We start from the raw sequence: 12488 nt of genomic DNA, 5'->3' as shown, positions 1-12488 counted from the left end.
TAACGGTAGCACTATTCTGATTTGTGCAATATCCAAACCCATTGGGAGTGACGATATTTAGCACAAACGGAATCAAGCACGCGAGAGAATGCTATGACGGTATACATCTTCTTCGCATCGGGACAGGTTGACGTTTCTGTTATCGATCGCTGTTGTACTCCGGGGCCGATAGATCTGATCGGCTACTCAAGAAACGCGAAGGATGCCGTGTTACAGGTGATTGAAAATAAACCGCAGGTGGTCGTGATTGATTCCCGAAATGCAACGGATGCTGCAATCAGAGTAATGCGAGAGCTCTGGAACCTTGATCTCGTTGTCATCATCATTTAAGACCTAATGTCATGATCGGGCATTCAACAGTTTTGTCCAGCGTATCCGGCAGTGCTTCAATTACAGATCGGGCCTGTCATTCGCCAATGATACGGAGAACACATGTACTCAATTGAAAGAACACTATGGGGTTTCAAGCTAACCTTTGACCAGACCATCTCAAACGAGGGGATGCAGAAATGGCTCAAAGAGTCTCAACAGGCTCTTGTAGGGGTGAAAGGAAATTTTGGGATATTGGTCGACATGCGGACATTAAGGCCTCTAACGACCGCTGCGCAAAATACGATGATCGATGGACAGCAGTTGTACAGGAAAGCAGGTATGGTCCGTTCGGTTCTGATTCTGAATGGCATGGGGCTGACGCTTCAGTTCAGACGCCTTGCAATTGTCAGCGGCGTTTATCAGTGGGAAAGATACATCGACGGGTCATCAATAACGAATTGGGAACAGGTTGGGATAGACTGGCTAACGAAGGAAATTGACCCCGATATGAGCAGCGGATGGTTAAAATCGCCTTTGCGTCAAGATCGTCGTTTGGAATAACCTAAGTTCATTGATTGACAGGGGGAAGATGTTTCTACGGTATTGGTTTTCACAATATATAGAAGGAGTAATGCTATGAAATGGTTCTCTGATCTAAAATTGAAGACAAAGCTTCTCTCATCATTTCTTTGTGTAGCGTTTGGCTTACCAATCATTGGGATGGTCGGGATTATTGAGATGCACAATTTGAGTACCGCGAACACATTAATGTATGAGAACGTGACGATTCCAACGGCAGAATTAGGAGATATCCAGTCAAACATCCAGGCGACAGCTGCGCAATTTTATTCCCTTCTTCTCTCGACAAATGGTGATGATGATCGCAGATCTGCGGAAAGGATTAACCAGTTGATCGCAAAGGTCGACACCGACTTAGTGAGTTTTGATAAAACCATCATCTCCCAGTCAATTAGGGATGCGTTCAAAGAATTTGTCGAAACTCGCGGCGAATATACCTCCAAGGTGAAAGAAGCCCTCGACCTCGCTACCTCGAATAGAAAAAGAGAAGCCTATTCTTTCGCAAAAACTGAATTGGCGCCCATAAGGCTAAAGATGGCGGGATCGTTGGACAGGCTTGTAGAATTAAAGAAGGCGGCAGCAAAGGAGACCGCCAATGAGAACGCACAACTAGCAAGTCAAGCGACGTGGATTACCTTAGGTATCGTGGCTTTTGGAACGGCGTTGGCCATCGCGTTAGGATTGTACATTGCTCGGATCATCGGTAATCCAGTGAAGAAGCTAGCGGAGCAAGCTGATACTATCGCGAACGGCGACTTAACAGTAGAAGTAAAGCAGCATTCGAAAGACGAGGTGGGACAGTTAGCGGCATCCTTTAAAGTGATGGTGGAAAACCTGCGGCAAACGATCGGCCAGGTTGGTGAAGCATCGTCGGCCGTGGCGAGCGCAAGCAGTGAGATTAGCAGCAGTACGGAAGAGATGGCAGCCGGTGCACAGGAGCAAACAAGCCAGGCGGGCGAAGTGGCGAGCGCTGTGGAGGAGATGACCAAAACGATTGTCGAGAATTCCAAGAACGCTTCAATAACTGCCGAAACTGCCAAAGAGGCAAAACAAGCCGCAGGATTAGGGGGAAGCGTTGTCGAAGAAACAATTGTTGGCATGAAGCGAATCGCCGATGTCGTTAATAAGTCTGCAGAGACGGTAAGAGCGCTGGGAAAATCAAGCGACCAGATTGGAGAGATCATCGGCGTTATCGATGACATTGCCGACCAAACAAACCTTCTCGCGCTCAACGCGGCAATTGAAGCGGCCCGAGCTGGAGAACAGGGACGCGGATTTGCAGTTGTTGCAGATGAGGTCAGAAAGCTCGCCGAGCGGACCACGAAAGCGACAAAGGAAATTGCCGGAATGATTAAGCAGATCCAATCGGATACGAAGGGGGCAGTGAGTTCGATGGAAGAGGGAACTCAGAAGGTTGCCGAGGGAATCGCGTTAGCTGATAAAGCAGGCGCATCGTTGCGCGAAATTGTTGAAATTTCCCAGAAGGTGACAGACATGATTGCACAGATCGCCGCAGCAAGCGAAGAGCAATCAAGCGCTAGTGAGCAGATATCCAAGAATGTCGAAGCAATCAGCAGTGTGACAAACGAAACAGCAAGCGGAACACAACAAATTGCACGGGCGGCAGAGGATCTCAATAGGCTGACGGAGAACCTGCAACGAGTAGTTGAAAAGTTCAAGCTCAGTGCCGGCGAGGGTTCAAACAAAGTGAGTTTAAAGCATTCAACGCATCTTCGCCAGACGGAAGGGAAATCAAAGGTCGCCGTTCAAGAAAACGGTACCTTAGTATCTCATAAAGAGGGGTAATTTTTTCGATGGACCTGAACCCAATCGTGACAGGAAGGCAATGTTATGACTGAGAAAACAACAGATCTTAAGGGATCTTCATTGGGAAAACCCGAGGAGCTTCTCCAACTGGTGAGCTTTAAAATCGGGGAAGAGGAATTCGGGGTTGACATCCTCAAAGTGCAGGAAATCAACCGAATGATGGTTGTTACGCGCGTCCCGGATGCGCCTGAATTCGTTGTAGGTGTGGTCAACCTCCGGGGTAAAGTCATCCCTGTCGTTGACTTACGAAAAAGGTTCGGGATGGAGAAGAAAGAACCCGACAAACATACACGCATTATCGTAATGGAGCTTGAAGAGAAATTGGTCGGGTTCATTGTTGATGCAGTCAGCGAAGTTCTGAGAATTCCCAGGAGTGTGACAGAACCGCCGCCGAGCATCACGACAGACATTAATGTTGACTATATCACGGCAATTGGCAAGTTGAACGACCGCCTGATCACCCTGCTCGATATCGAGAGGATCCTCTCAAACTAGTCGGTGAAGCTACAGAGCATTCGCTCCCACAGCATCGCGTGCATTTCATCCTGCTAATGGGTGAGGTGTCTCTGCGATTCATAAGCGCGCACAAAGCCAAGAAGGACGGTGATCTGTCAAGTCGTGGGGGCCTTCTTGACTTGCGCCTGAAGAGGAGGTTGATCGATTGAAGGATGCAGCTGATAATTTTCGTGGGAGATAGAAATGTCTATACAGACTTTTGTTCGACAGTATCTCATGCCCCCGCATTTTGAGGATGAGGAAAAAAATCTCGTTGCTGGAATATTTATTACAACAGCGATTGCTACGTTTGCCAGCTTGTGTTTCTGGTTGATGTATCACATGCCCGCCGGGCAACCCTCTCTCTTGCCACCAATCATTCTTCTTGCAATCATTGCGCTGCTGTCAATTGCCTTTTTCCGGAAAGGATTCCTGAGCTTATCAGTGATCATGCTGCTATGGGCTCTGCTCGGTTTTTTGGACTACATGGCGGTGAAAAACGATGGAGTCCACGATACAGTTGTTTTTGCTCTTCCCGCAGTTCTTGTCGTCGCAGCACTCATGCTGAAAAGAAGGCATTTCGTCCTTTTTGGCTTCGTTTCTCTTTCTTCTATTATCGCGGTTGGATATTTGGAGATCATCGGGGTAATCAAGAATGGTTACAGCCAAAGCACTAACCCTCTCGATATCATCGATTTGGCCCTCATCTTTACTATCACGGCCGTTGCGCTCCGTTGGCTTTCAGAAAACTTTATTAGAACTCTTGCACGGGAAAGAAATGCAGAGCGAGAGATCAAAAAACACGCTAGTCAGCTCATTGAATCCGAGCAACGTTATCGCACACTCTTTGAAGGAGCTGATGATGCTATCTTCATTGCGAGCACCGACGTGTTTATCGATTGCAATAAGACCGCTCTCAGTATTTTCGGATGTGAAGATCGGTCAGAAATTATTGGTCATAGTTCGTGGGAGCTTTCCCCTCCTCGGCAGCCCGACGGGAGAGACTCAAAAGAAAAGGCCGTTGAATTGATCCGTGCCGCGATTGAAGGATCTCCTCAACATTTCTACTGGAAGAATTGCCGGAAAAATGGCACAGCTTTCGACGCCGAGATCTCACTGAGCCGGTTTGAAATGGGGGGCCAGATCTTGGTTCAAACAATAGTAAGGGATATCACTGAGCGAAAACTGGCCGAAGATGCACTTCGGATCAGCGAAGAAAGATACAGGATGCTCTATGAAGACAACCCGTGCATGTACTTGACCGTGGATTCCCATGGCACCTTGATCTCCGTCAATCGCCACGGAGCGAATAAACTTGGCTACAGCACGGACGAATTAGTAGGACAATCAGGCTTAAACGTTATCCACCCGGATGACAGAGAAGTGGTCAGGCAGCACATCTCGAGCAGTATGCAGAATCCGCTGCAGGTCGTCCACTCGGAATATCGAAAGGTTTGTAAAGATGGCGCTATCATGTGTGTACGAGAGTCTGCACGGGCAGTTACAAACGTTACGGGAAAGCAGGAGATCTTGATCGTTTGTGAGGATATTACAGAGTTGAAGCGGATGGAGATGATCATCAAGAGAAGTGAAGAGCTATACCGGACAATTTTTGAGAACACCGGAACGGCCATGATTGTGATCGAGGAGGACATGCTCATTAGTCTCGCGAATACGGAAGCTGTACATCTATCAGGATACACACGGGAAGAGATTGTGGGGAAGAAATACTCGACCGAGTTCGTTGTAAAAGAGGATCAGGAGCAACTGGTTCTTCAGCATCGTTTAAGGATCAGGAACCAGGATGCAGCGCTCCGGCAGCGGGAATTCCACATAACCACAAAATCAGGAGATATCCGCAATGTATTTCTTACTGCTAGCATCATCCCCGGTACAAAAAAGACGGTTGTTTCGTTGCAGGATATCACGGAACAAAAACGTGCCGAAGAGGCTTTGCGCCAGGCGCAAAAGCTGGAAAGCATCGGAACGCTCGCAGGAGGCATCGCCCACGATTTCAACAATGTTCTTTTGGGAATTATAGGATATACTGAGATGTCACTTCGATTTGCGGAAAGGAATTCCAGGCTTGAAAAGAACTTGCTGAAAATCCTCAAAGCCACAGACAGAGCAACGCATCTCATCGAACAGATTCTCACATTTAGCAGGAAAACCAACCCCCAGACGTCAATCATTTCTCTTCGGCCGATCATTAAGGAGGTTCTGGATCTGCTCAAAGCTTCGATCCCCAGCTCGGTTGTGATAGATTTCGATTTGGAGAAAACTTCGAAATCTGTTCTTGCGGACCCTACGGACATACACGAGGTGCTGCTCAATCTTGCAACCAATGCGGTTCATGCAATGAATCGGAAGGGGACGTTGACGATCCGGCTTTATGAAAAAGATCTCGACCAGATCATTTACGGGCTATCGGGAAATATCGGACCTGGTGAATACCTGGTTATAGAGGTTGCTGACACTGGCCGTGGTATGGACGCGACGACGCTTTCAAAAGCCTTTGAACCATTTTTTACAACAAAACCTTTGGGTGAAGGTACCGGGTTGGGGCTTAGCGTTGTTCTTGGAGTAGTCCAGTCAGTAGGGGGAAACATCCAAGTAGAAAGCGAAGTCGGACACGGCACCACCTTCAAGTTGTTCTTTCCCGTAACCAGACAGTCTTCTTCCGTGGCTACAAACGATGATGCTGTACTCCAATTCCCTGGCACTGAGCGCATCCTTTTTGTTGATGATGAACAAATGCTTACAGAAATGGTTGAAGAACTGCTTACTCCTCTGGGGTACAGAGTAGTCGGAATTTCAGACAGCGCCTTTGCCTTGGAATTCCTGAAGGAAAACATAATGAACATCGATGTCCTTATAACCGATCAGACAATGCCAAACCTGTCCGGAATTGAATTGGCGGAAGAGGCCCTGAAAATAAGAAGAGATCTCCCCGTTATCCTCTGCACAGGATTCAGCGATGAAGCAAATCCAAAGATGGTTGGGGATGTCGGCGTCAGGCAATTCCTTACAAAACCCTTTAGGACTTATGAATTAAGTAAGGCAATACGAGAGGTGATTGACCATAGAAACCAGGAGCTATTAGATGCCAAAAATACTGGTAATCGATGATGATGAATTCGTGAACGGAATGATTGTGCAGCTTCTTTCAGAAGCTGGCTATGAGGCCGAGGGCGCCCGTGATGGAAATTCCGGATTGAAGATTCTCGAATCAAAGCAATTTGACCTGATTGTCACCGACATTGTCATGCCCGAAAAAGAAGGAATCGAAACGATAATTGCAATACGGAATATCAACAAAACTCTCCCGATTATTGCTATTTCGGGCGGCGGAAAAATAGATCCGCAACAATACCTGAGGATGGCACAACATTTCGGCGCCGACCAGACATTTCAAAAACCTTTTGACAGAGGACATTTTTTAGCAGCTATTCAAAAATGCCTTTCAAGAATACAAGATACGCAAGTCAAACCATAATCTGAGTCGTGGATAGCGCGGTGCTGCACTTTGGCTATTTGTGACCACGAGGCAAAAGTCCCTGTATTTAAAGGGGATTTTTGTTGCTCCGGCGAACAATCCCCCCAAAAAAATCCGCTCCACAGAACATAGTGAAATTTTTTTATCGAGGAACATAGAAGCAGGGAATAAACTGATTCCAAAGTATGGCAGAAGACACCGCCATCATCACTTTTCTAAAGTGCCCTGCTCTAACTGGATAAATTACACCTCCATGACGCAACTGACACTGTATATCCCTCAGAGGCGATGCTTGGAGAATTTTAATCAAATAATTAGAAAATAAATATCGGGGACTTAAGTGTTACGTTTCATTCTGATCTGATTTGCAATTAAGCGAATGAAGCAGTAGATTTTCGCTGGCAACACACACCGAACAGACTTTTCGAAGGGGGCTTCCATGGTTCTGTTCCCCCATTCCCCGCGCCAATCGTTCTATTATTAGGAGGGGCATATGAAACGAACAATCTCCCTTTTCTTCGTCGCATTCATCGCTTCCCGTTTTGAACTCTATTCGCAGCAGCTTACCTGGCAGGAGCATGCCATTGACCTGTGGAATAAAACCGGACAAGGCATGCAGGATTTCAGGGTGGAAATCGGTCCGACGACCGTGACAACCGCCGATACCCAGATGCAGGTAAGCTTACCGGCCCCCGCTGATGTGTTTTCTCCTCCAAATGCAGTTTGGTTCTCAAACATGTGGCAGGCCCTGCAATCGGACACGATCACCCTGCCGGGAGGACCTACACAAATAAGTTTCCCGTGGCTATTTAGCTCCTACCACCTGGACTTTTATGTTCGAGCCGATTCGGTGCTGCATATCGAGGATGACGTCTATGACGTTGTTCAACAGAAGGTCATCGATACTGCATTCCAGGCTTTTATCAATACAAATTCCTTCATCTATGATACGATGAGCAATCAATGGATCCCGGGATTCATCGTGAGAGGTTTGCGTACTTTCTCTTTCATGGCGGACAAAGGGGAGAAAATTATCACCCGGACGAGAGTCAATACCGGCGCTTTGGTTGACACGTCAGTCTTAAGCTTCTCATTAGTTGACGTTTTTGTCAGTTATACCGACAGTGCCGCATTCAGGAAACTATACCCAGACTTGCCGGCTGAGATTCAGAACTTCACGACGTCGGTTCCCGAACCGACCGGAACTCCCCGAAGTTTTGCTCTTCAGCAGAATTATCCGAACCCTTTCAATCCGGCGACGGTGATCAGTTATCAGTTGGCAGTGAGCAGTCGCGTAACGCTGAAGGTCTACGATATTCTCGGCAAAGAGGTTGCAACGTTGGTCGACGAACAGAAACAGCCCGGTTCGTACCGGGTGATGTTTGATGGTTCGAGGCTGGCGAGCGGAATCTACTTCTACAGATTACAAACCGGCTCGTTTACCGCAACGAAGAAATTGATGCTGGTCAAATGATCCGGCGTGCTGTTGCCTCTTGACCGTTTAACGCGGATGTTCGGAAAAAAATCCCTTCGGGGGTGCCGGCGGTGTTATAGTCTCACATTCGAGGCCCTTGGGATAAATGTTTTCTCTCTTTGTCAATCTCCGATTGGGAACGGAGTGAACTGAGTTTGGTAGTAGGAGGGGAAATTCACAGACAGTAACATTCCCGGAGTGCGCTCTCAGTTGGTTTTATAATGAATAGTCATTAATTTATTCATATCTAAAAATCATATTTATGCTTTGGAGGCTAAAGTGAAAAAATTGGCTCTTCTTTTCACTGTGCTGTTGAATGCTATACTGCGTATCGATTCCGTCGCTCAACAAATGCCTCTCGTCTACGATGTTGAGAACACCGGCGCAAATGACCCTCTCCCGTTTTTGCCATCGTTCAGTGAGCTTCCAACAGTGCAACCGTTGCCCGATCCGTTTGAGTGGGCCGACGGCAGAGGGCGCATTTCCCACTACTCCGACTGGGAATACCGGCGCGCTGAGATTGGCGCACAGATCCAAAACTATGAGATCGGCGTAAAGCCGATCCGTCCGGACACGATCACCGCCAGGTATTCCGACGGCGTACTCACGGTGAACGTTACCGTGAACGGCAAGACGCTTGTGCTCACTTCGGCGGTTGTCCTTCCGTCCGGAAGCGGGCCATTCCCCGCAGTGATCGGAATGAACAGCCCGAGCGGCAGTATCCCGTCTGATGTTTTCAGCAGCCGCAACATCGCGCAGATCACCTTCAGTCACGACCAGGTAACGACGTACGGCAACCCGCAGATTTCGAACCCCTACTACCAGCTTTACCCTTCTCTTAATCCGTCGAACACTGGACAATACAGCGCATGGGCGTGGGGAGTGAGCCGGATTATCGACGGCCTTGAACTGGTGCAGAATGTCCTTCCGATCGACCTCAAGCACATAGCCGTTACCGGCTGCTCCTATGCCGGCAAACTGGCTCTCTTCGCCGGCGCGTTGGATGAACGGGTTGCGCTGACCATCGCACAGGAATCCGGCGGCGGCGGCGCTACGTCGTGGCGGTACTCGCATACGCTTCCGGCCACGACCGTGGAAGATATCGATAACACGGACTATAACTGGTTCAGAGATTCGCTCAAACTTTTTGCCGCCAACAATGTTTACCGTCTCCCGGAGGACCATCACGAGCTGATCGCTCTCTGCGCCCCACGCGCGCTGTACGTTTCGGGGAACCCTGATTATACGTGGCTATCTAATCCGTCGTGCGACGTCTGCAGCAGAGGGGGACAGCAGGTCTACAATGCGCTAGGTATTCCGGACAGGTTTGGCTTCTCCATTATCGGCGGACATTCCCACTGCGCCGTTCCGGATACCCAGATCACGGAAATTGGTGCTTTCGTCGATAAATTCCTCCTTGGGATCGACACCGTCAACACGACCATATCGGACAGCCCGTACAGCATCGACCTCACCTCGTGGATCCCATGGACCATTCCGCCCCTTTCGGCCGGCAATTCATATTTTGGAAAAACCACGTTGGTCTCTCCGCCGAATCTTCAAAAGGGGATGGACACCGCGATCACCTTTACGTGGAACAAGTCCGGCGACGCTCAAGAATACTATATCCAGCTGTCCACCGACCTCACGTTCACAAAAAATGCCATCAACGATTCAACGACCGATACGGCAAGAACGCTCAACGGCTTATTAAAAAGCGAACGCTACTATTGGCGCGTGCAAATAAAGAGCGCCGCCGGTACCGGTCTCTGGAGCGATGTCTGGCAGATCACCACGGCGGGTCCTCTGCCGGCTAAACCGGAGTTATTGACCGCGGCGCAGGATTCGGTTCAATCGACGTATCTCGGATTTAAGTTCAGCTGGGGAAAGGCCGCCTACGCCGATCAATATTTGATCCAGATATCCAACGATTCGACCTTCATCCACATTAACGTGTCGGCGTCGACGCCGGATACGCTCGCGGCATACTTCGGTTTCTTGGAAGGGGAGCAGTACTACTGGCGGATCCAGGCGAGCAATGTTCTGGGCTCCGGACCCTGGAGCGATGTCTCCGTGTTCCCGCAATCCCCGGCAGGGGTTAAAGCGGAGCAAGGAATTCCGGCAACGTACTCATTGAGTCAGAACTATCCCAACCCATTCAACCCGGCGACGACCATAAAATTTGCTTTGACGAAGCCGGCGCTGACGACGCTGGTTCTCTACGATATTCTCGGCAGAGAAATCCAGACTTTATTAGACAGAGAGTTGGAGGCGGGATATCACGAGATCAATCTCAATGCAGGCCCCCTCCCGAGCGGAGTTTATTTTTATAGGATTGAATCGGGAAGCTTCGTTCAAACCCGGAAAATGGTCTTGATGAAGTAAGCCAAAGGGCTGTTCAGCGGTTCAGATAGGGCCGGGACGGGGTTTGCAAGGTCTTAGGAGTTGATGTAAGCCCTCTGCGGAGCAGTTTTTCCTTTTACGGGGAGATGATGTCTTTTTTAGGCAAAGCTATTCCTCTCGCTTTACCTCGGCGACGAATTTTTCCGGCCTCCCTTTTGCCTGCAACCCGAGCAGGCCTCTTGCCCGATCGAGCGCGTCGTCGACATTGCCGAAGACATTTTCCTCCCCGATTTCATCGAGCAGGCCGTACTGAGTAAAGGCGTATAGCGGCTGGGCATGGACGCCCGAAAAGATCAGGTGGGTTTTTTCCTTCCTGCTTTCGGTCATCACCTCCCGGAGCAAATTCAATCCGCTGGCGTCGATAGCAGGAACATTTCTCATCCTGATAATTCGTATCTTCGGCGGCCGTTCAACCATCCTCATCGCTTCCTTAAATTTTGTGACCGCTCCGAAGAAGAATGGCCCGTTTATTTCGTACACCTCTACTCCTTCCGGTATAACACGCGCCGAAATGCTGTTAGGATCCTGCACCTCTTCCTGGTCCCTCAATTCCCGCGTGACGACGCCGACGTTCGTCACCGTAGCCATTCTTCTCATGAAGAGGAGCACAGAGAGGATCATCCCGATTTCAATGGCGATCGTCAGGTCGAAGACTACGGTCAGGAAGAAGGTCGTCAGCAATACGACAACATCGCTTCGCGGACTTTTAAGGAGCTGTTTGAAGACGTGGTACTCGCTCATGTTGTAAGCGACCATGATGAGGATGGCGGCCAGGGTCGGCATCGGAATGAGCTTGGCCCACTTCCCAAGCACGATCATGATCGCAAACAGGGTCACGGCATGGACGATGCCGGCGATCGGCGTCCGCCCGCCGTTCTTGATATTCGTTGCCGTCCGTGCGATAGCCCCGGTCACCGGTATCCCTCCGAAGATCGGAGAGACGATATTTGCGACCCCCTGGGCAACCAATTCCATATTCGATTTATGCCTTCCCCCTATCATACCGTCGGCAACCACCGCCGAGAGGAGCGCCTCGATAGAGGCGAGAATGGCGATCACCGTCGCAGGCATGATGAGGTTTCGTATCTCTGCAAGAGTAAAGGTCGGGACTGACGGGGAAGGAAATGAGGATGGGATGCTGCCAAATCTGGTCTCGATCGTTGCAACCGGCAAATGATAGTACTGGACGACGATTGTCGTGACGATGATGGCGACGATCGAGCCGGGGATCTTTTTCGTCAGCTTCGGCCATAACCCCATGATGAGGAGTGAAAGAAGCCCGACGAGAAACGTCGGCACATTCAAAGATCCGGCCGCGCTAAAAAATGCAGACCATTTTTGTATGAAGTCGGCCGGGACAGTGCCGATGGAGAGGCCGAAGAAATCTTTTATCTGACTCGAGAAGATAATGACGGCGATCCCGCTCGTAAACCCGACGATGACAGGATAGGGGATGAACTTGATGAGGGATCCGAATTGAGCGAACCCCATAACGACAAGGATGACTCCGGCCATAATCGTTGCGATCGCCAGTCCGTTCTCGCCGTATTGTTGAACGATGCCGTACACGATGACGATGAATGCACCCGTCGGTCCGCCTATCTGAACTCTGCTCCCTCCCAGGAAGGAAACGATAAATCCCCCGATGACGGCCGTGATAAGCCCTTTTTCCGGCGAAACTCCCGAGGCAATAGCGAACGCGAGGGCCAGAGGCAAGGCAACGATCCCGACAAGCGCCCCGGCAATAAGATCGCTGACGACCTGGTCTCTGCTGATCCGGGGCAGCATCACAAAAAGTTTTGGCTTAAACATGCTTTCGGGTTGTTTTACTGAACAATGGTATGATGATAAAATTTACGGAAATTATTGGTAAGACGGAACCCGCCATATTTAAACTTACGC

General features: G+C 49.5%; 9 protein-coding genes. 8 read left to right on the top strand and 1 reads right to left on the bottom strand.

Features of this window, described 5'->3' with window-relative positions; genetic code table 11:
* Positions 1–93 precede the first annotated feature (93 nt).
* From VMF88_10070 to VMF88_10035, 8 genes are all read left to right on the top strand, one after another.
* Positions 94–330, top strand: coding sequence for a hypothetical protein (locus tag VMF88_10070; GenBank protein HTY11404.1), 237 nt, complete (start codon positions 94–96; stop codon positions 328–330).
* A gap of 102 nt (positions 331–432) precedes the next feature.
* The gene (locus tag VMF88_10065) at positions 433–873 is read left to right on the top strand and encodes a hypothetical protein (GenBank protein ID HTY11403.1); all 441 of its coding nucleotides are present in this window, start codon (positions 433–435) and stop codon (positions 871–873) included.
* Between the two features lie 75 nt (positions 874–948).
* Positions 949–2697, top strand: coding sequence for a methyl-accepting chemotaxis protein (locus VMF88_10060; GenBank protein HTY11402.1), 1749 nt, complete (start codon positions 949–951; stop codon positions 2695–2697).
* Positions 2698–2742: 45 nt separating this feature from the next.
* The gene (locus VMF88_10055; protein ID HTY11401.1) at positions 2743–3213 is read left to right on the top strand and encodes a chemotaxis protein CheW; all 471 of its coding nucleotides are present in this window, start codon (positions 2743–2745) and stop codon (positions 3211–3213) included.
* A gap of 204 nt (positions 3214–3417) precedes the next feature.
* Positions 3418–6342 (top strand): PAS domain S-box protein, encoded by a 2925-nt coding sequence (locus tag VMF88_10050; GenBank protein HTY11400.1) that lies wholly within the window; start codon positions 3418–3420, stop codon positions 6340–6342.
* Entirely contained in the window at positions 6317–6709 is a 393-nt protein-coding gene (locus VMF88_10045; GenBank protein HTY11399.1) for a response regulator, read from the top strand. The genes VMF88_10050 and VMF88_10045 overlap by 26 nt, the downstream gene beginning before the upstream one ends.
* Positions 6710–7202: 493 nt before the next feature.
* Positions 7203–8183: a T9SS type A sorting domain-containing protein gene (locus VMF88_10040; GenBank protein ID HTY11398.1), complete on the top strand. Its 981-nt coding sequence runs from the start codon at positions 7203–7205 to the stop codon at positions 8181–8183.
* A gap of 279 nt (positions 8184–8462) precedes the next feature.
* Positions 8463–10568: a T9SS type A sorting domain-containing protein gene (locus VMF88_10035; protein HTY11397.1), complete on the top strand. Its 2106-nt coding sequence runs from the start codon at positions 8463–8465 to the stop codon at positions 10566–10568.
* Between the two features lie 126 nt (positions 10569–10694).
* Here the strand turns inward: VMF88_10035 and sulP are convergent, their stop codons facing one another.
* The gene (sulP, locus tag VMF88_10030; GenBank protein ID HTY11396.1) at positions 10695–12398 is read right to left on the bottom strand and encodes a sulfate permease; all 1704 of its coding nucleotides are present in this window, start codon (positions 12396–12398) and stop codon (positions 10695–10697) included.
* Between the last annotated feature and the right edge of the window lie 90 nt (positions 12399–12488).

The sequence above is a fragment of the Bacteroidota bacterium genome (assembly GCA_035506275.1).
GTDB lineage: Bacteria > Bacteroidota > Ignavibacteria > UBA10030 > UBA8401 > JAGVPT01.
This window is presented reverse-complemented; position numbering and strand designations above follow the sequence as displayed.

Excerpts from the sequence above, each read along its gene's own strand:
- VMF88_10070 (HTY11404.1), top strand. The coding sequence starts at position 94 with ATGACGGTATACATCTTCTTCGCATCGGGACAGGTTGACGTTTCTGTT.
- VMF88_10065 (HTY11403.1), top strand. The coding sequence starts at position 433 with ATGTACTCAATTGAAAGAACACTATGGGGTTTCAAGCTAACCTTTGAC.
- VMF88_10060 (HTY11402.1), top strand. The coding sequence starts at position 949 with ATGAAATGGTTCTCTGATCTAAAATTGAAGACAAAGCTTCTCTCATCA.
- VMF88_10055 (HTY11401.1), top strand. The coding sequence starts at position 2,743 with ATGACTGAGAAAACAACAGATCTTAAGGGATCTTCATTGGGAAAACCC.
- VMF88_10050 (HTY11400.1), top strand. The coding sequence starts at position 3,418 with ATGTCTATACAGACTTTTGTTCGACAGTATCTCATGCCCCCGCATTTT.
- VMF88_10045 (HTY11399.1), top strand. The coding sequence starts at position 6,317 with ATGCCAAAAATACTGGTAATCGATGATGATGAATTCGTGAACGGAATG.
- VMF88_10040 (HTY11398.1), top strand. The coding sequence starts at position 7,203 with ATGAAACGAACAATCTCCCTTTTCTTCGTCGCATTCATCGCTTCCCGT.
- sulP (HTY11396.1), bottom strand. The coding sequence starts at position 12,398 with ATGTTTAAGCCAAAACTTTTTGTGATGCTGCCCCGGATCAGCAGAGAC.